23 protein-coding genes and 1 riboswitch are annotated in these 22,069 nt (G+C 64.3%); of the genes, 16 read left to right on the forward strand and 7 right to left on the reverse strand.

The window, feature by feature from the left end:
- Positions 1–100 precede the first annotated feature (100 nt).
- Positions 101–1,921, reverse strand: coding sequence for an FAD-dependent oxidoreductase (locus RBH19_RS02070; RefSeq protein WP_306727141.1), 1,821 nt, complete (start codon positions 1,919–1,921; stop codon positions 101–103).
- Positions 1,922–2,072: 151 nt separating this feature from the next.
- On the opposite strand from RBH19_RS02070, the gene RBH19_RS02075 reads away from it, so the two are divergent.
- A complete protein-coding gene (locus tag RBH19_RS02075; protein WP_306727142.1) occupies positions 2,073–2,678 on the forward strand; it encodes a hypothetical protein in 606 nt (201 codons plus the stop codon).
- Here the strand turns inward: RBH19_RS02075 and RBH19_RS02080 are convergent.
- Positions 2,675–3,634, reverse strand: a complete 960-nt coding sequence (locus RBH19_RS02080) for a hypothetical protein (protein WP_306727143.1) — start codon at positions 3,632–3,634, stop codon at positions 2,675–2,677. The genes RBH19_RS02075 and RBH19_RS02080 overlap by 4 nt on opposite strands.
- Positions 3,635–3,769: 135 nt before the next feature.
- Between RBH19_RS02080 and RBH19_RS02085 the strand changes: the two genes are divergently transcribed.
- Positions 3,770–4,642 (forward strand): alpha/beta fold hydrolase, encoded by an 873-nt coding sequence (locus tag RBH19_RS02085; RefSeq protein ID WP_306727144.1) that lies wholly within the window; start codon positions 3,770–3,772, stop codon positions 4,640–4,642.
- Positions 4,643–4,650: 8 nt separating this feature from the next.
- Here RBH19_RS02085 and RBH19_RS02090 read toward each other — a convergent pair whose 3' ends face one another.
- Together RBH19_RS02090 and RBH19_RS02095 are read right to left on the reverse strand one after the other, a co-directional pair.
- Entirely contained in the window at positions 4,651–5,181 is a 531-nt protein-coding gene (locus RBH19_RS02090) for a lipocalin family protein (protein WP_306727145.1), read from the reverse strand.
- An 82-nt stretch (positions 5,182–5,263) separates the two neighbouring features.
- Positions 5,264–5,737 carry a YaiI/YqxD family protein gene (locus tag RBH19_RS02095; protein ID WP_306727146.1) on the reverse strand — a complete coding sequence of 158 codons (474 nt, stop codon included), beginning with the start codon at positions 5,735–5,737 and terminating at the stop codon, positions 5,264–5,266.
- A 126-nt stretch (positions 5,738–5,863) separates the two neighbouring features.
- Here RBH19_RS02095 and RBH19_RS02100 point away from each other — a divergent pair, with 126 nt between their 5' ends.
- Positions 5,864–6,292 (forward strand): OsmC family protein, encoded by a 429-nt coding sequence (locus RBH19_RS02100; RefSeq protein ID WP_306727147.1) that lies wholly within the window; start codon positions 5,864–5,866, stop codon positions 6,290–6,292.
- A 91-nt stretch (positions 6,293–6,383) separates the two neighbouring features.
- On the opposite strand, the gene RBH19_RS02105 is transcribed toward RBH19_RS02100, so the two are convergent.
- A complete protein-coding gene (locus RBH19_RS02105; protein WP_306727148.1) occupies positions 6,384–7,769 on the reverse strand; it encodes a S8 family peptidase in 1,386 nt (461 codons plus the stop codon).
- 231 nt (positions 7,770–8,000) lie between these two features.
- On the opposite strand from RBH19_RS02105, the gene RBH19_RS02110 reads away from it, so the two are divergent.
- The 11 genes from RBH19_RS02110 (at position 8,001) to RBH19_RS02160 (ending at position 16,522) form a co-directional block, all read left to right on the forward strand.
- Entirely contained in the window at positions 8,001–8,561 is a 561-nt protein-coding gene (locus RBH19_RS02110; protein ID WP_306727149.1) for a hemerythrin domain-containing protein, read from the forward strand.
- 23 nt (positions 8,562–8,584) lie between these two features.
- Positions 8,585–9,127 (forward strand): hemerythrin domain-containing protein, encoded by a 543-nt coding sequence (locus RBH19_RS02115; RefSeq protein WP_306727150.1) that lies wholly within the window; start codon positions 8,585–8,587, stop codon positions 9,125–9,127.
- A gap of 97 nt (positions 9,128–9,224) precedes the next feature.
- Positions 9,225–9,379, forward strand: a riboswitch (molybdenum cofactor riboswitch).
- Positions 9,380–9,450: 71 nt separating this feature from the next.
- Complete coding sequence (gene moaA, locus RBH19_RS02120; RefSeq protein ID WP_306727295.1) at positions 9,451–10,470, forward strand: GTP 3',8-cyclase MoaA; 1,020 nt, start codon at positions 9,451–9,453, stop codon at positions 10,468–10,470.
- A 208-nt stretch (positions 10,471–10,678) separates the two neighbouring features.
- Positions 10,679–11,170, forward strand: a complete 492-nt coding sequence (moaC, locus tag RBH19_RS02125; RefSeq protein WP_306727151.1) for a cyclic pyranopterin monophosphate synthase MoaC — start codon at positions 10,679–10,681, stop codon at positions 11,168–11,170.
- Positions 11,167–12,303: a putative sulfate/molybdate transporter gene (locus RBH19_RS02130; protein WP_306727152.1), complete on the forward strand. Its 1,137-nt coding sequence runs from the start codon at positions 11,167–11,169 to the stop codon at positions 12,301–12,303. The genes moaC and RBH19_RS02130 overlap by 4 nt, the downstream gene beginning before the upstream one ends.
- A gap of 17 nt (positions 12,304–12,320) precedes the next feature.
- Positions 12,321–12,578, forward strand: a complete 258-nt coding sequence (locus RBH19_RS02135) for a MoaD/ThiS family protein (RefSeq protein WP_306727153.1) — start codon at positions 12,321–12,323, stop codon at positions 12,576–12,578.
- 219 nt (positions 12,579–12,797) lie between these two features.
- Positions 12,798–13,238, forward strand: coding sequence for a molybdenum cofactor biosynthesis protein MoaE (locus tag RBH19_RS02140; RefSeq protein WP_306727154.1), 441 nt, complete (start codon positions 12,798–12,800; stop codon positions 13,236–13,238).
- Positions 13,216–13,797, forward strand: coding sequence for a molybdenum cofactor guanylyltransferase (gene mobA / locus RBH19_RS02145; protein ID WP_306727155.1), 582 nt, complete (start codon positions 13,216–13,218; stop codon positions 13,795–13,797). Before RBH19_RS02140 ends, mobA begins: the two co-directional genes overlap by 23 nt.
- Positions 13,794–15,023, forward strand: a complete 1,230-nt coding sequence (locus tag RBH19_RS02150; RefSeq protein ID WP_306727156.1) for an MFS transporter — start codon at positions 13,794–13,796, stop codon at positions 15,021–15,023. Before mobA ends, RBH19_RS02150 begins: the two co-directional genes overlap by 4 nt.
- Positions 15,024–15,105: 82 nt before the next feature.
- The gene (locus tag RBH19_RS02155; protein WP_306727157.1) at positions 15,106–16,179 is read left to right on the forward strand and encodes a HesA/MoeB/ThiF family protein; all 1,074 of its coding nucleotides are present in this window, start codon (positions 15,106–15,108) and stop codon (positions 16,177–16,179) included.
- A 115-nt stretch (positions 16,180–16,294) separates the two neighbouring features.
- Positions 16,295–16,522: a YjfB family protein gene (locus RBH19_RS02160; RefSeq protein WP_306727158.1), complete on the forward strand. Its 228-nt coding sequence runs from the start codon at positions 16,295–16,297 to the stop codon at positions 16,520–16,522.
- A gap of 120 nt (positions 16,523–16,642) precedes the next feature.
- Here RBH19_RS02160 and RBH19_RS02165 read toward each other — a convergent pair whose 3' ends face one another.
- Complete coding sequence (locus tag RBH19_RS02165) at positions 16,643–17,830, reverse strand: alginate export family protein (RefSeq protein ID WP_306727159.1); 1,188 nt, start codon at positions 17,828–17,830, stop codon at positions 16,643–16,645.
- Between the two features lie 107 nt (positions 17,831–17,937).
- On the opposite strand from RBH19_RS02165, the gene RBH19_RS02170 reads away from it, so the two are divergent.
- Entirely contained in the window at positions 17,938–18,639 is a 702-nt protein-coding gene (locus RBH19_RS02170; RefSeq protein WP_306727160.1) for a Crp/Fnr family transcriptional regulator, read from the forward strand.
- 35 nt (positions 18,640–18,674) lie between these two features.
- Here the strand turns inward: RBH19_RS02170 and RBH19_RS02175 are convergent, their stop codons facing one another.
- Positions 18,675–19,286, reverse strand: a complete 612-nt coding sequence (locus RBH19_RS02175; RefSeq protein WP_306727161.1) for a Crp/Fnr family transcriptional regulator — start codon at positions 19,284–19,286, stop codon at positions 18,675–18,677.
- Between the two features lie 309 nt (positions 19,287–19,595).
- Here RBH19_RS02175 and hrpB point away from each other — a divergent pair, with 309 nt between their 5' ends.
- A complete protein-coding gene (gene hrpB, locus RBH19_RS02180; protein ID WP_306727162.1) occupies positions 19,596–22,064 on the forward strand; it encodes an ATP-dependent helicase HrpB in 2,469 nt (822 codons plus the stop codon).
- Positions 22,065–22,069 lie beyond the last annotated feature (5 nt).

Consider the following 22,069-nt stretch of genomic DNA (forward strand, 5'->3'; position numbering starts at 1 on the left):
GGGTGTTTGATCCCCCTCTGGCTCCCCCTTCCGAGCGGGGCTCGCAAGGGGGAGGACCTGGTGGCTGGGCTTGGGAGGCCTTTGTGGTTGTTGCTTTTCATCAGGCTCGTTTCTTTTCGGGTGTGCGGGCGGCCACCTCGTCGCCGACTTTGGGGATGAAGACTTCGCCGTGTTTCATGTCCCAGGCGGCGGTGGGGCAGCGTTCGGCGCAGAGGCCGCAGTGCACGCATTGGTCTTCGTCCTTGACCATGTGGCGTTTGGTCTGGGGTAGCTTGGCGGAGACGTAGATGGCCTGGTCGGGGTTTCTGGCCGGGACCTTGAGGCGGGCGCGGACGGATTCCTCGCTCTCCTCGTCTTCAATGTGCAGCATGGTGAGGCATTGCGTCGGGCAGATGTCGATGCAGGCGTCGCACTCGATGCATTTGTCGTTGAAGAAGATGGTCTGGATGTCGCAGTTGAGACAGCGCTCCACTTCCACCGCCCACTCTTCCTGGCCAAAACCCAGTTCCACTTCGATGTTCACATTCTTGAAGCGCTTTTTCATGTCCACATGGGGAACCAGGCGGCGCTCTTCCGGGGCATACTGGTTGGAGTAGGCCCATTCGTGCTGGCCCATCTTGACGGTGTGCACATCCACGGCATTGGGCAGGCGCTGGGTGATGTCTTCGCCGTTGACGTATTTGTGGATGGAGATGGCGGCTTCATGGCCGTGGCGCACGGCCCAGATGATGTTCTCCGGGCCGAAGGCGGCATCGCCACCGAAGAAGACCCCGGGACGGGTGGACTGGTAGGTGATCTTGTCCACCACCGGCACTTCCCAGTCATCGAATTCGATACCGATGTCGCGCTCGATCCAGGGGAAGGCGTTTTCCTGGCCGATGGCGAGGATGACATCGTCGCAGGGCAGAAAGATTTCATCGACGACCTTGCTCTTCTGGCGGCCATCTTTTTCAAAGTATTCCAGCACTTCGAAATGCATGCCCTTGAGCTTGCCGCCTTCCACCACGAAGGCCTTGGGGGAATGGCAGGTCATCAGTTCCACGCCCTCTTCCAGGGCGTCTTCCAGTTCCCATTCCGAGGCCTTGAGCTGGTCGGCGGGTTTTCGCGCCATGACGCGGACGTCATTGGCGCCCAGGCGCAGGGAGGTGCGGCAGCAGTCCATGGCGGTGTTGCCGGCACCGATGATGAGCACCTTTTCGCCAATGGATTCGATGTGCTCGAAGGCCACCGATTCCAGCCAGTTGATGCCGATGTGCACCCGGCCGGTGTTCTGGGCCTCGTCCCGGCCATCGAGTTTCAGGTCCTTGCCGCGGGGGGCGCCGGCGCCGACGAAGACGGCGTCGAAGCCTTCTTCCAGCAGGGCCTGCATGGATTCGATGGGGCTGTTGAGGCGCAGGTCCACATCCATGTCGAGGATGTTGTCGATTTCCTCGTCCAGGACTTTGGGCGGCAGGCGAAAGCGCGGGATGTTGGAGCGCATCAGGCCGCCGGTGACGTCGAGCTTTTCGAAGATGGTGACTTCATAGCCCAGCGGGGCCAGGTCATTGGCCACGGTGAGCGAGGCACAGCCGGCGCCGATGCAGGCAATCTTCTTGCCGTTCTTTTTCTTGGGGGCCCTGGGCAGGCGGTCGCTGATGTCGTCCTTGTAGTCGTCGGTAACGCGCTTGAGTCGGCAGATGGCCACCGGCTTTTCATCGTCCACCCGCCCGCGCCGGCAGGCGGGTTCGCAGGGGCGGTCACAGACGCGACCGAGGATGCCCGGGAAGACGTTGGAGTCCCGGTTGAGCATGTAGGCGTCGGTGTAGCGGCCCTGGGCAATGAGGCGGATGTAGCCCGGGACGTCGGTGTGCGCGGGACAGGCCCACTGACAATCCACGACCTTGTGGAAATAGTCAGGGTGATAGGTGTCGGTCGGTTTCATGCCCTTCTCCGACAAGACGGGCCGTCACGATTGCGGCCCGCTGTACTCATTAAACTAGACCCGCACCGTGCGGCGGTCAAGCGGGCGGCGGCGTGGCAATCCCGCCGCCAAGGGCCTAGGATGGGGGTTTCGTCCACGCCGGAGACCCTGCATGAATCTGCCCCTCAAGCGCCTGACGGCCACCCTGCTCCCCGCCCTTCTGATGGCCAACCCGGCCCTGGCCGGACCAGAGACCCTGCCCGAGGAACAGCGGGCCTTCTGGGAGCGTTTCCAGGCCCTGTGTGGCCAGGCGTTTGCGGGGGAGATTTCGGATGTGACGCATTATTACGCCGACGGGGTCGAGGGCCGTGAGATGCGCATGCAGGTGATGGAGTGCGAAGACGACCGCATCCACGCGCCTTTTCATATCGACGATAACCATTCCCGCAACTGGATCCTGACCATCGTCGACGGCACCATCCGGCTCAAGCACGACCACCGCTATGAGGACGGGACCGAGGAGGCCATCAGCCAGTATGGCGGTGATGCCCCTACTCCTGGCCTGCCGACGCGTCAGATCTTCCCGGCGGACGAGCACACCGCCGAGATCCTGCCCAAGCGGGCGGACAACTTCTGGTTCTTCGACTTCGTGGACGAGGACACCCTGCAGTACGGGGTGCACTGGCCGAAGTACGGCCACTCCATCCGGGTGGAATTCGATCTCTCGGAGACCATCGAGACGCCGCCACGGCCGTGGGGTTATGACGACGAGGACTAGGGACAGGACGCCAGCAGGGAATCGGCCCACTCGCGGGCCTGGAGTTCTTCCTCGGCGGTGAGCAAATGCTGGCTGTCGCGGGCCTGTTCGGCGGGACGACCATCATCATTCAGGCGGGCCGCGGCGTAGCGATGGGCGAAGGCATCCATGTGGCGGGAGGTGTGGTCATCGCGGCCCCAGTCGGTTTGGCGATCCAGCGTGCCGACAATCGCCGAGCCCCGGGCCAGATGCATGCCCGTTGAATGCAGGCTGCGCGCATGACAATTGTCACGTAGTCGTTCGTAGATTGCCTGTTCACGTGCCAATTGTTCTTCGCGGGCATCGTCATTGTCGGGACGCATTCGGCGTACCCCGGCAAACAGGGTGCGATACATGGCCTCGGCATGACCGGCGTCAGCGGCCTTTTCCAGCCAGCGGTCGTTTTCCGTTATCAGCTTTCTCGGGTCTGCCAGACTACTGGCCTGACAGCGTGTCTCCATGGACGCCGCGCGCTGATGCAGTTCAGCCATGTTCGTCCGGCGATCCGGATCCACTTCCTCATCAATGCCTGACCCCATATCCTCAATGGCAAGGGTCAGTATGCACAGCTGCGCGATCTCATACAGCTGATAAGCCGCGTGGACGTCACCCGCTTCAAAGGCACGAATAAGTGCCTCGCGCGTCTCATCCACATCAGCGATGGCATCCCAGTCCGGCGACTCGGAGTTCAGGATCAAGCCGTTGCCTTCTGTCGCGCCAGGGTCTTGCTCGTCGTCGTCACTGGGCCCCGGCTGACTGTCTGCCGTTCGGGCAGGGGCATCGTCTTTCGCGCTGGCGTCGCTGGATGGATGCCCATCCGAGGCGGGTTCAAGGCCATTAACTTCAGGTATCGCGGTTTCTTCGTCAGGCAGCACCCACCACAGCGCGGCGCTCAAGGCGAGGGCGGCGATTGCCAGAACCATCCATCGTGAATTCATTCCCTTCCCCTGGATTGAAGGCCGCTTCCCCTCGGCCATGATGTTTGACGAGCGAGACATAGCCTGTCGGATTCACGCCGGCCGGGTCAAATCTGGCATGCTGTTGCGACGGCCAGGAATCGCGGAGTACAGGCGATGAAGCAGGAATGTACCTTCAGCAGAGGACGCACGCGGCTGTTCTATCGCCGATGGCAGCTGCCCGGTGATCGGCAGACCCTGCTGATGTGCCATGGCCTGGCCAGCAACGGCACCCGCTGGAGCGAGTTCGCCGAAGCGACGGTGACCGAACGGGAATGGAATATTTTCTGCCCGGATCTGCGCGGGCACGGGGGCTCGGCGGTGCGCGGGCGCATCAATCTGGATATCTGGGCCGATGACATTGCCGCTCTGCTGGATGCCGAGGGGGTGGAGCAAGCCGTGGTGGGCGGCCATTGCCTGGGGGCCAATCTGGCCCTGCATTTTGCCCGCCGTTATCCGGATCGCTGCAAGGGCCTGGTGCTGGTCGAGCCCATGTTTGCCCAGGCCCTGGGGGGCGTGCTGGGGCGTGTGCGCAAGGTGCGTTACCTGCTGCCCCTGCTGGCGGGAGTGATCCTGCCCTTCAACAAGCTGGGCCTGTACCGGCGTCAGCTGCCGTCACTGGATCTCACCGAGCTGGACATTCAGTCACGCCGGGCGGTGGAAGAAGCGGGTGACCCCTCGGCCATCACCGGACGCTATGCCAAACCCGGCAAGGACATGTTCTACATGCCGAGTGCCGCCTACCTGCAATCTCTCAATCAGGTGCTCAAGCCCATGAAGGGGCTGGAACAGATTCAGGCACCGGCGCTGGCCCTGCTCTCTTCGGGTGGCTTGTTCGGCGACCCGCCCATGACACGACAGCTTCTCGGCCAGTTACCCCGGGTGACCATTGATGAAATCGACGCCCTGCACTGGATTCCCACCGAGCAGCCGGTGGCCATGCGCCAGCACATCGAGGCCTGGCTGGATGCCCTCGGCGAACGGGGTTGATGCCGGGCTCAGTCCCAGCGATGCGGTACGCGACGCAGCTCCCCGATGTCATAACCCCGATCGGCAATGAACTGCACCAGGCGCTGGTAATCGGCTTCGTCCATCGCCGGCTCACGGGCCATGAGCCAGACGTAGTCGCGTTTCGTGCGGCCGATGATGGTGTGCTGGTAATCCTCGTCGAGATAGATGATGAGAAACTCGCCCTTGAAGGGCCAGATGAAGCGCATGCCCCATTCGGCGTTGTTCTCGCTGCGCACGAAACCGGTGGGGTTGTATTCGCGCACACGCTCATCGAAACCGCCCCGCCGCATGGTGAAGGTGGTGGCGATGGTGCCGTCTTCGTTCAGTTCATATTGTTCCAGGGCGTTGTGGGCATCCCGCTCGATGAACGTGGGGATGTGGGCGATGACGTACCAGTCGCCCATGAAGCGCTCGATATCCACGTAGTCCACGGTCTGCATGGGCGGGTTGCTGGAGCAGGCCGACAGGGCCAGGGCCGCGAGGCCGAGAAGGAGCGATGGCTGGTTTTTCCTGTTCATTGGGCGGGCTCCGCTGTGAGTGTATTGCAGGGTGGAACAGCGGTTTCGAGCCGCCGGGGATAATGAAGGTTCCCCACCCGCCTCAGGCCGATTTTTCGGCCCGGGTCAGATAACGATCGAGGTGATTGGCGAAGGCCTGGCGGTCAGCCTGACTCAGGGCGGGCGGGCCGCCAGTGTGAATGCCGCTGGCGCGCATGCTGTCCATGAAATCCCGCATGTTGAGGCGCTGGCGGATGTTGTCCTTCGAGTACCACTCGCCACGGGGGCTCAGGGCGTGGGCACCTTTTTCGATGACCTCCGCCGCCAGGGGGATGTCGCTGGTGATGACCAGATCACCGGGCTCGGCACGGCGGGCGATTTCATCGTCGGCCACGTCAAAACCGCTGCCCACCTGCATCTGGCGAATCCAGCGCGAGGGGGGCACGCGGATGGGCTGGTTGGCCACCAGGGTGAGTGGTACGCCCCGCCGATCGGCCGCCTTGAAGAGGATTTCCCGCACCACCACCGGGCAGGCATCGGCATCCACCCAGATTCGGGCGCCATTTCCCTCATTCATTCCATGTTCTCCCTCGCCCCGGAATCATTTCCCGAGGCCTGTGTTTTAGTTGATACAGATCAACTCCATCGGACGGCCATCCCCTTAAAGTGTATACCCGAGCCAATAGCGAAATGAGCACAGACCATGCAAGGCATGCCCCATCTCTACAAAGCCTCCGCCAACGGCGGGCCCAACGGTATCATCATCGCCAAGAGCCCCGGGTTGAAGGATCTGGAAACCGATTCCCCGGCCCAGTTCGGTGGCAGCGGTGACTTCTGGTCGCCCGAAACCCTGCTGGTGGCATCCATCAGCAATTGCTTTCTGCTCACCTTCCGGGCCGTCAGCCGCAAGTCCAATCTCGGGTGGACGGATCTCTGGGTGGACACCGAGGGCACCCTGGACAAGACAGAGGACGGCCTTCAGTTTACCCGCTTTGTCATCAGCGCCCGCCTGAGAGCGGACGATGGCGAGGAAGAGGACATTGCCGTGCTGCTGGAAAAGGCCAAGCAGCACTGCCTGATCAGCAATTCCCTCAAGGCGAAATGCGAGCTCAGGATCGAGATCGAGGTCTGACGGCGAGCAGGCAGGACACGGAAAAGGCCCGGCGAATGCCGGGCCTTTCTGTTTGCGGGTCAGACACGAGCCACCCGAAGCAACACCGTGTTCAGTGAATGGCGGCACGGGCATCGACGATGCCACTGCCAAACTCCTGACGGTTCCCGTGAATGCGATCGGCGTCCCGCTGCAGACGATTGACGGCCTGGCGGGCACTCAGATCGGGATTCTCGTCTCGAATGAGACCGACCACACCGGCGGCATGGGGTGAAGCCATGGAGGTGCCGGCCTTCCAGCCGAAACCCAGTCCGCAGGAGGCGGTCTGGGCACAGGCCTCGTTGGGAAAAACAATGGTCGAGAGCACCAGATACTCGAACCAGTCGGCCGGACGGGTCGCCGGGTCACAGATACCGATCTGGCCACAGTCACCACCCGGTGCGGCCACATCAATCGCCGCACCATAATTGCTGTAGAAGGCGCGCACATCGAAGGAAACGCCCGGCTGATAACGCGGAGCGGGCTGGATGCCACTGGCGCCGACGTTGACGATGCCGGGCAGGCCACCGGGCAGGTTGATGAGCGTGCCGTTGAGGTTCAGGCCCGCGTTACCGGCCGACGCCACGATGGAGGTTCCCGCCGAGACCACCGCATTGGCGATGCGGTTGTCCGCCGCCACGAAGGTGGCCAGGCCGTCGGTGCCCTGCCCCTGGCCGTACCGCCCCAGAGCACCAAGACTCATGTTGATGACCTGGAAGCCACGGTCCGCCGCATCCAGCATGGCCAGCCAGCGGGATGAACTGAAGGCGCACAGGCCACAACCCGGGATTATTTCAAAGGTGTTGTAACTGGCGAGCGCCAGATTCGGGCCGACACCCACCGCCCCCGCTCCACCAAAGGCGGCCGCTACCGTACCGGCCACATGGGTGCCGTGGTCTGACTGGCTGGGATAGGGATTGCAGGGTGCGCCCGCCACCCAGAGCCCTTCGTGATAGCCGGCCGAGCTGTAGCAGGCCACATGGGTCACATTGGGCGCCAGGTCCGGATGATTCCAGGCGATACCGGTGTCGATCACCGCCACCGTGGTGTTGTGCGAACCGGTCACGCCGGCGGCCCAGGCTTCGGGGGCATGCACCCGTTCGATGCCCCAGAGCAGGCCATCGTTGAACAGCCAGTCATCGGCGGTCGGGCCACTGTTCGGGAATTCCACCTGACTGACATCCGGCAATGCCATGGCCGGCTCAATGCCCACCGAACGCACACGATTGTCACCGGCCATGAGGTCGCTGAAATTGGCGTTGTCGGATCGGGCTATGGCAATGCCCAGGTGATCGAAGCTGGTCAGCAGCTCACCGCCGGCGGCCTCGATACTGGACACCAGGTTCTGGGGCACGTTGTTCTGTTTGTACAGGATGATGTAGCGCTCGGCCATGGCCGAGCCGGCAAAGGTCAGAAGAATGAAGAAGGCAATCAGGGGAAATAGCAGTTTTTTGCGCATCGTCGAATCCCTCCACTGGAATTTCACACGACTCCCTGCGGGGTGCAGGTCAATGAAATCTAGTTCATGAGCGGGCGGTGACAAGTGGTATTTTCACGACGACGAACGGTCAGTGGCCGGGGGGCGAAAAATGTCATTCGATTGAGCCAGATCAAATCATGGGGCACGGGGCCGGCGCATGCTGAACTCAGGGAAATGGCCGTTCGGCCGAAAGCCGAGGGGGTAATGTGAATGAGCCGTGCCATCGAACAGTTGCAAGCCGATCACAGGGCGTTCACGCGCCTGATCGAGCACATGGAATCCGCCATGGAGCGCTGCCTGCAGGGCGATGACATTGATCTCATGCTCATGAGCGAGTTCGTGGATTACTGCTCCGGTCATGCGGACGATTTCCACCACCCGCTGGAGGATCGCGTCTTTGATCGCCTGCTGGCCAGAGATCCGGGCCTGGGGCCGATCATCCGCCAACTGGAACAGGAACATCTGCACCTGCGCTGGGCAACCCGCGAGCTGCGGGACATGCTGGAAGCGGTGAACTCGGTGGACTATGTGCGTCGCGACCGCTTCCTCGAGGCGCTGGGCGAATACCTCGGGCTGTTCCATCACCACATCAGCACGGAAGAAGAGCGCCTGTTCAGGCGGGCTGACCGGCTTCTGACCGAAGAGGATGTGCGGCAACTGGATGCCTGGCTGGACAGCGCCCCGGTGACTGCCTTTGCGAGACGGGACGGCAATGATTTCCAGCGACTGGATCCACTGCTCCACGCCGTCGAACCCACCACAACGCGCTGAAGCGGCGCCGGGAGCAGGCCGCCATGAACACCGTCATACAGAAACTCAAGAACGATCATCGCCGCTTCGCCCGACTGATCCGCCGCATGGAATGGGAGCTGGATCGCTGCCATCACGGCGAGGGGCTGGACACCGACGCCATGGCCGCCTTCGTGGACTACTGTTCCCGTCACGCCGACGAACACCATCATCCGCTGGAAGACCGGCTGTTCCAGCGCATGCTGGATCGTGACCCCGGCCTGCGTGGAACCATTGAACAGCTGAATGCCGAGCATGTGGAACTGGACGAGGCCACCCGAACTCTCCACCAATTGCTTGAGGCCATCCGGGCCGACAACCACGTCTCCCGGGACGAGTTCCTGGGCGCGCTCGCCCGCTATCTCTTCCTCTATCACGGTCACATGGATGTGGAGGAATCCGAGCTCTTTCGCCGGGCGGACTCCCTGCTGTGGGAGAGCGACTGGCAGGCACTGGAGCGCTGGCTGGCGGAACAGCCACCCTCCCCCTTTGAAGATGCCAGCAGCCATGACTATCAGCGCATCGAGCGCCTGATGACCAGCTTCTAGTGGGTCACCGCGCCCCACGGCGCGATCCCCCGGCCGCTTGACCTCCGTCAAGGTACGCCCGTCGATTCGGCGGCACACTGATTGCGAGGCTGTGGTAACGCAGCCTGACTCCGAGCATCCGATGCCTGCAGCCCCCCGGGTATGGCACGGATGCCGCCGAACGGCGGGGATCTTCCCGCCGGTAGCGGCCAGGGCAGCGCGCGGAAACGCCACTGCCTCCCGGCATTGGAAAGGAGTGCACAATGCAAGCTTCAAACCCGCAACGGCCCGCCCCCGCGCAGGCCGCCGACGCTGACACACCTGCCGAGCCCCTGCCGTGGCCGATGCCCCGCCGGGCGCCCACCGTGGATCGCGGCCAGGTTCCGGATTCCGAACTGGAAGACCGTTTCGGCCGGCGTTTCGCCTATCTGCGGCTTTCCATTACCGATGTCTGCAACTTCCGTTGCGAGTACTGCCTGCCGGACGGCTATCAGGGCCGGCCCACCGGTTTCCTGCACCAGGCCGAAATCGGCCGGCTGGTGCGCAGCTTCGCCGAGCTGGGCATCCGCAAGCTCCGCATTACCGGCGGCGAGCCGCTGGTGCGCAAGGATGCCCTGGCCATCATTGCCGAGGCCGCCGCCACCCCGGGCATCGAGAAGGTGGCCCTGACCACCAATGCCTTCAATCTGGCCCGTCAGGCCGAGGCCCTGCGCGAGGCGGGCCTTTCCGCCATCAATATCAGCCTGGACAGCCTGAACCCGGAAGGCTTCGAGCGCATCACCGGCGACAAGCGTTTCGACAAGGTCATGGCCGGCATCGACGCGGCCATTGCCGCCGGCATTCCCAGTGTGAAGATCAATACCGTGCTGCTGGGCGGGCTCAATGATCATGAAGTGCCTGACTTCATGGAGTTCGTGCGTGAACGCCCGGTGGCGGTGCGCTTCATCGAGCTGATGCAGACCGCCGACAACGGCGAGTATTTCCGCCGCCGCCATGTCAGCGGCCAGACCGTGGCCGACCGCCTTCAGGCCGCCGGCTGGGTTCCGCAGAAGCGCGGCGAAACCGATGGCCCGGCGGTGGAATACACCCACCCGGACTACGCCGGCCGCATCGGCCTGATTGCCCCCTACGCTCCCGGTTTCTGTGACGGCTGCAACCGCCTCCGGGTCACCGCCCGTGGCGGCCTGCGACTGTGCCTGTTCGGCAACGGTACCCACGACCTGCGCCCCCTGCTCCAGGACGACGCCGACATGCCCGCTCTCAAGCGCAGCATCTGCCAGACCCTGGTGGGCAAGGAAGTGTCCCATCATCTGCATGAGGGCGATTTCGGCGATACGCCGCACCTGGCGAGCACGGGCGGGTGAGGGCGAGTGAACAGTGAACAGTTCCCAGTGAACAGAAAACCGGGTCTTTCCTGTTCTCCTGTGGGAGGGGCATTCCTGCCCCGACATAGGCTTCGGCGGAGCCCCAGTCGGGGCAGGAATGCCCCTCCCACAGACAACTGGTACAAGCCCACTGTTCACTGGGAACTGTTCACTGTTCACTTAATTCAATGACGAGGACTCAGAAGCTATGACCGAGCCAAACTACCGCATGGTGGATGTGGGCGAGAAGCCGGTGACCCGCCGGCGTGCCATCGCCACGGGGCGGATTGTGGTGGGCCCTGAGGTGATGGCGCATCTGCGTGAGGGCGAGCTGCCCAAGGGCGACCCCCTGCGGCTGGCCGAGGTGGCGGCCATTCTGGCGGCCAAGCGCACGCCCGACCTGCTGCCCCTGTGCCATCCCCTGATGCTGGATCACGTGGGATTGATCTGTCGCTTGAACGAGGCCGAACAGGCGGTGGATGTCTTTGCCACCGTGGTCACCAGTGCCCGTACCGGGGTGGAGATGGAAGCCCTGGCGGCGGTCAATGCGGCCCTGCTCACCATCTGGGATCTATCCAAGCCGATTGAAGCGGCGCTGGAGATCGGCGGTGTGAAGCTGCTGCTCAAGGAAGGCGGCAAGTCCGGCCGCTGGGAACACCCGGATGGGCTCGCCGGCCTGCCGGCGGAGCTTGCCGCATGAGCATCGCACCGGCCAGGCTGCGGGCCCGGCTGGGCGATGTCAGCGGCGCCTTCGCCGATGGCGCCGTGCTGTTTCCCCTCTTGCTGGCCCTGGCCTGGCAGACCGGCGCCTCGGTGGTGATCATGCTGGCCACCACCGGGGCCGCCTATCTGGTCACCGGCTGGCTGTTTCGCCTGCCCATTCCGGTGCAGCCGCTGAAATCCCTGTCCGTGATGGCCATTGCCGCCGGGGCCAGCGCCCAGGAACTGCAGGCCGCGGGCCTGCTGCTGGGGGCCATCTACTTCAGCATCAGCTTCATGAACGTGAACCGCCTGGCCGGGCGGATTCCCGATGTGCTGATCCATGGCTTTCAGCTCGGCCTCGGCATTCTCCTGCTGATCACCGCGGTCCGGCTCATGGGCGGTACCGTCCAGGAAATGCTGCTGGTGGCCTTCGCCGCCACCCTGGTCATCGGCATCACCCGCTACAGTGGCCTGCCCCTGCTCGGCCTGATCGCCGTGGCGGGGCTGATGTGGGGCATCTGGCATGCCGAAGTGCCCCTTGGCGGTGGCCACGAGGACGGGCTGAGGGCTTCCATCGTTGCCTTGATGGTGCTGCCGCAAATTGCATTGACCCTGACCAACTCCGTGCTCGGCACCCAGCGCGCCGCGCAGGCCTATTACGGCGAGGCCGCCTGGCGGGTCAATCCGCGCCGGCTGCTGACTTCGCTCGGGCTCGGCAATCTCATCGTGGGCGCCGTGGGCGGCATGCCCTACTGCCACGGCTCGGGTGGCGTCACCGCCCATTACCGGGGCGGGGCCCGCAGCTGGCTGTCCAATGTGGTCATGGGCAATGCCCTGCTGCTGCTCGCCGCCCTGTTGCTGATCGGCGGCGGCGGCCTGCCGGAATATCCACCGGCGCTGCAGGCCCTGCTCCTGGGGGTGATTGGCGTGTTTCACATCCAGCTGACCTACGCCAGCTGGCGCAAGCTCGACACCGCCCTGATTCTGGTGGTCATGGGCACTACCGCCCTGCTCGCCCAGAGCATGCTCTGGGTGCTGGTGGCCGGGGTCATTGCACTCACCCTGCGCGCCCTCTACCAGCGACTCACGCCCCGCCGGAACGATACCGGCCGGGCCATTGAAAGCGATTGAACGTGAGGAGAAAGACCATGTCCCGGGAAGTGGAAATCAAGCTGTTCGGTGCCTTTCGCCAATACAGCCCGGAAACCGCCATCGCCGTCAGCCTGCCGGAGTCGGCCGATGTGGCCACCCTGCGCCAGGCCTTTGCCGACAAGCTCGGGGACGACAATGCCCGCGCGCTGCTCCAATCCTCGGCCTTTGCCACCGACGAGGCCGTGTTGAACGAAGGTGACACGGTTCCGGCGGGGGTGCGGATTTCAATTCTGCCGCCGGTCTGCGGTGGGTGAGAGAGTTCTGAGTTCTGAGTTCTGAGTTCTGAGTTCTGAGTGCTGAGTGCTGAGTGCTGAGTGCTGAGTTCTGAGTTCTGAGTGCTGAGTGGGGCGGTGGTTATCGGCAGCGTAGGCGCGGATTCATCCGCGCAATGGCCTGAATCCGGCAAGGATCCTTTTGATGGATGCCCCAGAATTCGTGCGCGGGGCGAATCTGGAAAGAACAGGAATAAATTGATGACAATTCATGTAGCAACGAAAGACAAGGTACTGTCCACCGAGGCGGCGCTGGCGCATTGTTCGGCGCCGGGGCACGGGGCGGCGGATCTGTTCATTGGCCGGGTGCGAGACCTGAATCAGGGGCGGGATGTGAATGCGGTCAGTTACGATCTGCACCCGGTGCTGTGCAAGAACGTCTTTCGCGAAATCTGTGAGGAAGCCCGCAAGGAATGGGGTGAGTCACTGCACTTCTGGCTGGAACATCGCCAGGGTCGCCTTGCCGTGGGCGAGGCCAGCGTGGTGGTGGCGGTGAGTTCACCGCATCGGGACGAATCCTTCCGCGCCTGCCGCTACATCGTCGAGCAGATGAAGCATCGTGCCCCGATCTGGAAGCAGGAGCATTACGTGGATGGCGACAGTGAATGGGTGAAGGGCCATGCCCTCTGCAGCCATGGCTGATTTTGCCGGACTGGTTCTGGCGGGCGGTGCGTCCTCGCGCATGGGCGAGGACAAGGCCCTGCTGCGTCACGGTGAACACAGCCTGCTGGAGCTGGCGGTGCGGCGGCTGACGGCCGCCGGGGCCGATCCGGTGCTGGTGAGCGGTGACCGGCCCGACTATGACTGCGTCCCGGATAGCCGGCCCGGCCTCGGGCCCCTGGGTGGACTGGTCTCGGTGATCAATGAGCGCCCCGGGCTGGGTAATCGCCTGCTGCTGGTCACCGCCGTGGACACGCCCGGCCTGTCCGCGGATAACCTCTTGGCCCTGCTGCGATCCATGCAAGCCGGCGACAGCGGCATCCATTTCGACGACCACCCCTTGCCACTGGTGCTGCGAGTCAGCGACGCCCTGCACCACGCCCTGGATGAACTGCTTGCCGACGGGCAGGGTGCATCCGTGCGTGCCCTGGCCGAACGGCTTGAATGCCGCACGCTTTCGCCCGCCGAATCGGATCTGCGCAACATCAACACCCCCGCCGACTGGACGGCCTTCAACCGGGCCGGGGAGCTGGCTGTTTGAGGGCACCGCTTCCGTCGACGTCGCTGTGGCCCATCGGACTGGCCATCTACCTGCTCATGCTCCCGGTCACCGGTGTGGTGCCGGTACTGGAAGAACTCACCGGCGGCCGCCACCCCGGCCTGAGCGATTTCAGCAAGCACCTGTTCATGGTGGCCAATATGCTGGCAGCCGTGCTGCTGGCGCCGTTGGCAGGCCGGCTCTCCGACCGCCTGGGACGTCGTCAGCCCATCATCGTCAGTGTCATGCTGGCCAATGCCCTGGTGCTGATGGTGCTGAGCCTGGACGCACCCTACGGAGTGCATTTGCTGCTGCGCTTTTTCGATGGGGCCCTGCACATCACCGCGCTCACGCTGCTGATGACCATGGCCATGGACCGGGCCAGGGATGCACGCAAGGGTGCATGGGGACAGCCGGGCCGGATTCCGGGAATGGGACGGGCCATGGGGGTGGCCGGTGCCGGCCTGACACTGGGGACGGCCACCGGCGCACCGCTGGGCGGCTGGATCGGGCAGGACAATGCCCTGCATGTGCTGCAGGCCGGTGCAGTGCTGTCGCTGCTGCTGGCCTTCTGGGTATCCACCCTCCGGGAGCCCGGGCATCAGCCGGCCACTCCATTGCCCCGGCGCGGGACAAAAGACACCGGCCTGCCCCTGCGTGAGCTGGTCGTACCCTATGTCTTTACCTTTGCCGATCGCCTGTCGGTGGGCTTCATCATTTCCACCATGACGCTCTATCTGCGCACGGTACTGGGTGCCGAACCCGGGCAGATCGGTCTGCTGATGGGCAGCTTCATGCTGCCCTTTGCGCTGTTGACCTATGTCTTTGGCCGCCTGGCCAGTCATTTCCGTCCCCTGGCCATGATGATGGCGGGCAGCACCCTGTATGGCCTCGCCCTGCTTGCACTGGCCTTCGCACCCTTGCCATTGTGGTGGTGGCTGATGCCTGCCGGCGGTGTGGCCGCGGCGCTGATGTTTGCCCCCTCCCTGGTGATGACGGCCCGCGCCGCCGGCGACGACAACCGGGCCATGGCCATGGGCGGCTTCCATGCGGCGGGATCGCTGGGCTTTCTGCTGGGCCCGCTGACCGGAGGCACCATCCTGGCCGTGGCCTCGCTGCTGGATCGGGAGGGCTGGCTGGCCGCCTTCCTGATCATGGCCTGCCTGCAGTGGTTCTGCGTGCTGCTGTTCCTGCCACGGCTGCGGGCCGAGATTCGCGCGCGCAATTGATGTTGATCAACTCTATCGCCCTGCGGACACGGCACCCTTTGGAGCTGAACATCCCTGAACAGCCATCGAGACCGTCAATACCATGAGCCGATACGACCGCCAGACCATGCTTCCCGAGATCGGGCCGGAAGGCCAGGAGAAACTGGGCCGTGCCCGGGTGCTCTGCATTGGTGCGGGCGGGCTTGGCTGTGCGGTGCTGCCCTATCTGGCCGGTGCCGGCGTGGGCCACATCACCATCATTGATGATGACGTCATCGAGGCCAGCAACCTGCATCGTCAAGTGCTGTTCGGCGATGATGATCAGGGCCGGGCCAAGGCGGAAATGGCGGCTCTGCGCCTGAAGGAAATCAACCCGGAGATCGGCACCCACGCCATCGTGGACCGCCTGAATGCCGGCAATGCCCAGCGTCTGTTCGAAGATCATGATGTGGTGGTGGAAGGCAGCGACAACTTCGATACCAAGTTTCTTGCGGGTGACGCCGCGGTGAAGTTCGGTGTCCCGCTGGTGTATGGCTCGGCGGTTGGATTCGAGGCCCAGGTTACCGTGCTCGACAGTGATCGCGGGCCCTGCCTGCGTTGCCTGTATCGAAGCCCACCCAGCGGCTGGGTGCCCAACTGCGCCGAGAACGGCGTGCTCGGCCCCCTGGTGGGCGCGGCGGGCTGCGTACAGGCATCGGAGGTCATCAAGCTGATCGTGGCCGAAGGACGCAAAGTTCCGCTGGAGCATCTGATCGGCCGGCTGTGGATGATTGACGGATACGACATGCAGAGTCACAGCCTGCGCTTCGAACGCCGGCCGGACTGCCCCTGCTGCAGCCGCGAGCCGGCCGAGATCAGCTTGCCCAGGCCGGAGAAGGATCCTTCGCTGGGAATCAGTGTCGATGAGGCGAAGCAGCTGGAGAATGCCATTTTCATTGACGTTCGCAGCCATGAAGACTGGGAACGGGGGCATATTCCCGGCGCCCGCCACCTGCCGCTTCCGGCGCTCATGGATGGCGCGACACCGGTCATCGAGAACGGCGAGACCTGCGTCGTCTACTGTGAACGGGGCAATCGTGGCCAAATCGCGGCCAGACTCATTCACGATGCCACCGGGCAGGATGTACGCAATCTGCGCGGTGGCCTGGCGGCCTGGCCGGATCCCCCCGGCGAATAAGCAACCCCACTCATCGGCCACTGCCGACCGGTAATCGCCACAAGGCAGAAAGCTGCTCGCACAGGCCTTCCTCGCCTGCTACGCTCAGGGCAAGTCATTCCTACAGGGAGCCTCCATGGCCGACGTCAGCTCCATCGCCGCGCTCAGCACCGGTCTCAGCCAGATGCAGCTGCGTGCGGAAGCGGACGTGGCCGTGCTGCGCAAGGCCATGGACGCGCAGCAGGCCCAGGCAGCGGCCCTGATCGAAAGCCTTCCCGATGCCAACCCGGTGAGCCCGGCCTCGGCCAGTGGCAGTGCCGACCTGACCCAGCTGCTGGGCAGCCTGGTGGATGTGCGGGCCTGACGGCCTGCGGCAATACCTCAAGACAAGCGAGCGTGAGCCTGGGGCTGAATCCTGCGATTCAGCCCCTTTTTTATGAATGCTTCGCGGACTGGTCGGGTGGCGGCCCGCCAATTTCTGTTCTCAGAACCGGGCGGAGAGGGTCCACCAGACCTTGCTGACATCGACGACACCATCGTCGCCGTCGAAATGGGCCAGCTTGATCTCCGTGGCCCAGGGGCCGGGCAGCTTGTGGCCGGCGGAAATGTTCAGCTCCCGGCCCCAGGCGTCTCCGCCGGTGTCGGCACGAAAGTCGTGCAGTCGAGCCAGCAGATTCCAGCCGTTGAATCGGGTTCCGACACCGATCCAGGTATCGCGCAGGCCGTCATCCGGCGTGACGAGGAAACGGTCGGCCCAGCCGTTGTGGGCGTGCAGCGTGGCAAACGGCGTCTGAAAGGCACGCTCACCATCGCCGCTGAGCCGCTCGTGACCCAGGAACCAGCGCCAACCCTCCAGGGCCTGGCTCAGTGAAAGGTGAAGATAATCCTGCGCATCCAGGTCAGACAGTTCATTGATCGGAGTCTGGCGAGCGTACTCCAGGCGATAGGACAGGCCGGTATCACCCGGCAAGGGGCCGCGCAGGCGCAGGCCGATATTCTCATGGGAGGCCGACCGATCCTCGAATTCGAAGCGATGGGCATAGAGATCCATGTCCATGCCGGCGAAGCGGCGACCAAGCACCACGACCCAGCTGTCCAGATCGGCCGTGCTCATCAGGGGATCGGGATGATGGGGGCCGAACACACGATGCGCGCGGTCAAGATACTGCAGCGACAGGCGCCAGTCCGGCTGTGGACGCCAGGCGACACTGAGTGCGTCGAAGGTCTGTTCCAGCTGACGGAAACCCACATTGCCGATGAAGCGGGCATTGTCATCAATCAGGCGCTGGCGCCCGGCCACGGCTTCGAACTGCTCGCCGGTGGAATAGCGCAGCCAGGCCTGGGAGATACCGGTGTCCGCCGGGTCCGCCACTACCGGCCGATCGGAAGGGGTGACGGTGTCGTTGTACAGGCGGTTGCCGATGACCCGGTTTGCCTGCAGGCCCAGGCCTGCGTCCAGACCCCGCCAGGTCGGGCTGCGCAGCAACAGACGCAGGCTGGCCGTGGAGGCCACTGCATCCCGTTCGATGCCTTCCTGGTCCACGAACTCCAGGCGATAACGGAGATCCAGTTCATCCAGGGCCGGGGCAGCCGCCTCCCCCGTCGTGGCGAACGCGGGGGTACCGGCAATGGCCACCAGTAGACCGGCGGCCAGTGAACAAGACTTGAACATCGCGACACTCCCTTTGCTGAAGGTGTGTGGCCAGTCTGAACAGGATCGACCGAAAAGGACTTGATCCATGTCATGAGTGGCATCGTCACATCGACTAGAATCAAGGCATGAGCCAAAGCAACCGCCCCAGTCCGGAGAACGTGGACAACCATCCCATCTTCTCCGCTTTCACGCCGGCCCAGCGGGAGCGCGTCCTGTCCCGGGCCGAGACCGTTCACGTGGATCGGGGCGAAACACTGTTTCATGAAGGGGATCCGGCCCGCCGCATCTTCCTCTGTGAATCCGGTCAGCTGAAACTCTATCGTCTTGCCCCCAGCGGCAACGAAAAGATCATCGCCCTGATCCAGCCCGGCAGCACCTTTGCCGAGGCCACCATGTTCATGGAAGAGCGCAATTACCCGGTGAACTGCGAGGCGCTCAAGGCCAGCCGGCTGATTGCCTTCGATGCTGATGACTGTGTGGCCATGCTGCGCGAGGACGTGGATTCCTGCTTCAGCCTCATGGCCATGTTCAGCCGCCGCCTGCGCCAGCGCCTGACCGACATCGAGGCCCTTTCGCTCCAGAACGCCACCCTGCGCGTGGCCAATTACATCCTGCAACTGCAACAGGCCCAGGGCGAGAGCGACACCCTGGATCTGCCCACCTCGAAGAAGCACATCGCCGGCCTGCTGGCCCTGCAACCGGAGACGCTTTCCCGCGTCTTTGCGCAGCTGCAGGATACCGGCGCCCTGCGCGTGGAAGCCCGCCGCATCACCATCCTCGACCCTGAACGGTTCCACAACATCGCCTACGGCCTGGAAAACGCCTGAAGCAGGCCGGCCGATGTCATCCGACCGCGTTCGGGTCAGTGAAGTGCAGCCGTGCCCTCAACCGAAACGCTACGCAGCCTGTCCGGATCATGAATGGTGACCGCTCGACGATCGAAACTCACCAGGCCCAGGTGGGTGAGACGGCGCAGACAGCGACTGACCGTTTCCGGTGCCATGCCCAGATAGCTGCCCATGTCACGCCGTGACATGGCCAGCTGGTAGGCAACGGCAGACCAGCCCCGGTCGGCCATGCGCTTGCCGTAGTCCAGCAGAAACTCCGCCATGCGCGATTCCACGCAGCGCTCCAGATCACGGCCCATGGCGTTGGACAGCTCCCGGCTCGCCAGATCCAGCAGGCGGAGCTGAATGCGGTTGGCGCTGGCCGGCAGCATTTCCAGTTGACGCAGCGACAGGCGACAGACACTGGATGATTCAAGCACCGCGGCGCTCTGGCAATGCCGGCCGGGATACATGCCTTCCAGGCCCAGCAGGTCGCCCGGCAGGTAGAAGCCAAGAACCTGACTGCGGCCGTCACCCAGATCCCGATACGTCTTGATCGAACCGGAGTGCACCATGAACAGTGTCCTGAAGGCTTCACCCTGGCGGAACAGGTGATGGCCGGCCGGAAGCGTCGGGGAATGGCGCACGATCGGGTCCAGCGAATCAAGCGCTTCACGATCCATCGAGGCGGGGAGGCAGTGTTGGCGATGACGGCAGGAACTGCAGTGACAATTGAATGATGAAGTTGCCGGGCCAGGCGCTGACAGTTCCGTTTCCGCCATGGGTGTCTCCTGACAAAAAGTGCGCATTCGTTTTGCACAGATGAATCACCGGTAAGGAATAAAGCTAGTTCAACTTCCTTCCCTTTCAAGGGCATTCCCACCCAAAAGCGCTTTCGTCGCCTTACCGCCGCCTTGTGTATCATGCTGGCCGGTTCAGACCAAGCGTGAAATGCAATGCCCGATGCCCCCATCAACAGCCTGCTGCCGGAGTTGCGGGAAACGCTCCGTGCCGGCAACACGGTGATCCTCGAGGCACCACCCGGTGCCGGCAAGACCACCGCTGTTCCACCGGCGCTGCTGGACGCGGACTGGCTTGGCGGGCGCAGGATACTGCTGCTGGAGCCACGACGACTGGCGGCACGGGCAGCGGCACGGTACATGGCCTCGCAAATGGGCGAGGCGGCCGGGCAGACCGTGGGCTACCGCACACGTCTGGACAGCCGGGTATCCGCGGCCACCCGCATCGAAGTCGTGACCGAGGGCATTCTCACGCGCCTGCTGCAGGCCGACCCGGAACTGCCGGCCTATGGGGCCATCCTCTTCGATGAATTCCACGAGCGCTCCCTGCAGGCGGATCTGGGCCTGGCCCTGGCCCGGGAAACCCAGCAGGCCCTTAGGCCGGATCTTCGGCTGCTGGTCATGTCCGCCACCCTGGATACCTCGGGCATTGCCACCTTGCTGAGGGATGCGCCGGTGATTCGCAGCGAGGGGCGAAGCTTTCCCGTGGAGACCCGCTATGCCGGATCACCCGCCAGGGGCGATCTGCTGACTTACTGCGCCCGCACCATCCACCAGGCCCTGACCCATGAAAGCGGCTCACTGCTGGTCTTCCTCCCCGGCGTGGGCGAGATTCGTCGTCTGCAGGGCTTGCTGACCGGGACACTGCCGAAGGATGTCCTGCTGACGCCGCTCTACGGCCAGCTCCCGCCGGAGGAACAGGACCGGGCCATCCAGCCGGCGGCGGACGGCGTTCGGAAAGTGGTGCTGTCCACGGCCATTGCCGAATCCAGTCTGACCATTGATGGCATCCGCGTGGTGGTGGATGCGGGCCTGGAGCGGGCCCCGCGTTTTGATGCCGCCAGTGGCATGAGCCGGCTGCAGACCCGGCGGGTATCGAAAGCCTCCGCCGATCAGCGCCGGGGGCGTGCCGGCCGCACCCAGGCCGGGGTCTGCTATCGCCTGTGGGGGGAAAGTGAACAGGCTGGCCTGGCCGCGCACAGCCCCCCGGAAATACGGGAAGCGGACCTCGCCCCCCTGGTTCTGGAGCTGGCGCAATGGGGTGTCAGTGACCCTGGGGAACTGCTATGGCTGGATGCGCCACCCGCCGCCCACTGGCAACAGGCCCTGGATCTGCTGCAACAGCTGGAGGCCATCGAAGCCGAGGGCCGCATTACCGCACATGGACAGGCCATGCTGCCCCTGGGCCTGCATCCGCGCCTGGCCCACATGATCCTGAGGGCCAGGGAATCCGGGCTGGGGCAACTGGCCGCTGAGCTGGCCGCGCTGCTGGAAGAGCGGGATCTGCTGGATGCCCGTGCCGGCAGCGATGTGGAAACCCGGCTGCAATTGCTGCGGGGTGAGACCCGAGAGGCGGGTCTGTCCCGGAAACGCCTGGATGCCATCCGGCGCCAGGCGAGGAAGCTTCAGACCGGGGACGGTCAGGGCGGCGAAGCGCATCAGGCAGGGCGCCTGCTGGCTCTGGCCTTTCCCGATCGCATTGCGCGTCGCCGCCCCGGGCAACGGCCCCGCTACCAGCTCAGTGGCGGGCGCGGGGCCTGGCTGGCGGAAGATGATCCCCTGTCGCAGCAGGAGTGGCTGGTGGCCGCCAGTCTGGATGGCGAGGCGCGGGAGGCCCGTATCTTCCTGGCCGCGACGGTTTCCCTGCCGGAGCTGGAAGAGGCGCTCCCCCATCATTTCAGTGAGCATGAACAGGTGGGCTGGGATGATCGCCGCGGCACGGTGACCGCCCAGAGGGAACGGCGGCTCGGCGCCATTGTGGTTGCCAGCCAGCCGCTGGCGAAGCCGGCGCCGGAACACATCCAGGCCGGTCTTGTCCAGGCCATCAGGGAACGCGGCCTGGCCGCCCTGCCCTGGTCGGATATGGCCATCCAGTACCGGGCCAGGATGGGGTTGCTGCACAAGCACGAGCCGGAGCAATGGCCGGCGGTGGACGATGCCAGTCTGGAAGAGAATCTGGAGAACTGGCTCGGCCCCTATCTGGCCGGCATGGAACGCTGGCGGGACCTGGATGCGCGCCTGCTGCTGCAGGCCCTGAAGGGCATGCTCGACCATGGCCGGCAGACACGCCTGGAGGCACTGGCACCGGAACGTCTGGCGGTGCCCAGCGGCCACTCACCCCGCCTGGACTACACGGCCGAACAGGGGCCGGTGCTGGCCGTGAAGCTGCAGGCCCTGTTCGGGCTGAAAGCCACGCCGAGGATTCTGGATGGCCGTCTGTCCGTGGTCTGTCATCTGCTCTCCCCGGCCGGACGGCCCCTGGCGGTGACCTCCGACCTGGCCAGTTTCTGGCAGCAGGCCTATCCGGAGGTGCGCAAGGACATGCGCGGTCGCTATCCCAAGCACCCCTGGCCGGAGGATCCCCTGTCAGCCACGCCCAGCATGCGCAGCAAGCGACGCTCCTGAGCGTC

It is taken from the genome of Natronospira bacteriovora (genome assembly GCF_030848495.1).
Taxonomy (GTDB): domain Bacteria; phylum Pseudomonadota; class Gammaproteobacteria; order Natronospirales; family Natronospiraceae; genus Natronospira; species Natronospira bacteriovora.

Coding starts and splice junctions, on each gene's coding strand:
- RBH19_RS02070 (WP_306727141.1), bottom strand. CDS start 1,921: ATGAAACCGACCGACACCTATCACCCTGACTATTTCCACAAGGTCGTG.
- RBH19_RS02075 (WP_306727142.1), top strand. CDS start 2,073: ATGAATCTGCCCCTCAAGCGCCTGACGGCCACCCTGCTCCCCGCCCTT.
- RBH19_RS02080 (WP_306727143.1), bottom strand. CDS start 3,634: ATGAATTCACGATGGATGGTTCTGGCAATCGCCGCCCTCGCCTTGAGC.
- RBH19_RS02085 (WP_306727144.1), top strand. CDS start 3,770: ATGAAGCAGGAATGTACCTTCAGCAGAGGACGCACGCGGCTGTTCTAT.
- RBH19_RS02090 (WP_306727145.1), bottom strand. CDS start 5,181: ATGAACAGGAAAAACCAGCCATCGCTCCTTCTCGGCCTCGCGGCCCTG.
- RBH19_RS02095 (WP_306727146.1), bottom strand. CDS start 5,737: ATGAATGAGGGAAATGGCGCCCGAATCTGGGTGGATGCCGATGCCTGC.
- RBH19_RS02100 (WP_306727147.1), top strand. CDS start 5,864: ATGCAAGGCATGCCCCATCTCTACAAAGCCTCCGCCAACGGCGGGCCC.
- RBH19_RS02105 (WP_306727148.1), bottom strand. CDS start 7,769: ATGCGCAAAAAACTGCTATTTCCCCTGATTGCCTTCTTCATTCTTCTG.
- RBH19_RS02110 (WP_306727149.1), top strand. CDS start 8,001: ATGAGCCGTGCCATCGAACAGTTGCAAGCCGATCACAGGGCGTTCACG.
- RBH19_RS02115 (WP_306727150.1), top strand. CDS start 8,585: ATGAACACCGTCATACAGAAACTCAAGAACGATCATCGCCGCTTCGCC.
- moaA (WP_306727295.1), top strand. CDS start 9,451: ATGCCCCGCCGGGCGCCCACCGTGGATCGCGGCCAGGTTCCGGATTCC.
- moaC (WP_306727151.1), top strand. CDS start 10,679: ATGACCGAGCCAAACTACCGCATGGTGGATGTGGGCGAGAAGCCGGTG.
- RBH19_RS02130 (WP_306727152.1), top strand. CDS start 11,167: ATGAGCATCGCACCGGCCAGGCTGCGGGCCCGGCTGGGCGATGTCAGC.
- RBH19_RS02135 (WP_306727153.1), top strand. CDS start 12,321: ATGTCCCGGGAAGTGGAAATCAAGCTGTTCGGTGCCTTTCGCCAATAC.
- RBH19_RS02140 (WP_306727154.1), top strand. CDS start 12,798: ATGACAATTCATGTAGCAACGAAAGACAAGGTACTGTCCACCGAGGCG.
- mobA (WP_306727155.1), top strand. CDS start 13,216: ATGCCCTCTGCAGCCATGGCTGATTTTGCCGGACTGGTTCTGGCGGGC.
- RBH19_RS02155 (WP_306727157.1), top strand. CDS start 15,106: ATGAGCCGATACGACCGCCAGACCATGCTTCCCGAGATCGGGCCGGAA.
- RBH19_RS02160 (WP_306727158.1), top strand. CDS start 16,295: ATGGCCGACGTCAGCTCCATCGCCGCGCTCAGCACCGGTCTCAGCCAG.
- RBH19_RS02165 (WP_306727159.1), bottom strand. CDS start 17,830: ATGTTCAAGTCTTGTTCACTGGCCGCCGGTCTACTGGTGGCCATTGCC.
- RBH19_RS02170 (WP_306727160.1), top strand. CDS start 17,938: ATGAGCCAAAGCAACCGCCCCAGTCCGGAGAACGTGGACAACCATCCC.
- hrpB (WP_306727162.1), top strand. CDS start 19,596: ATGCCCGATGCCCCCATCAACAGCCTGCTGCCGGAGTTGCGGGAAACG.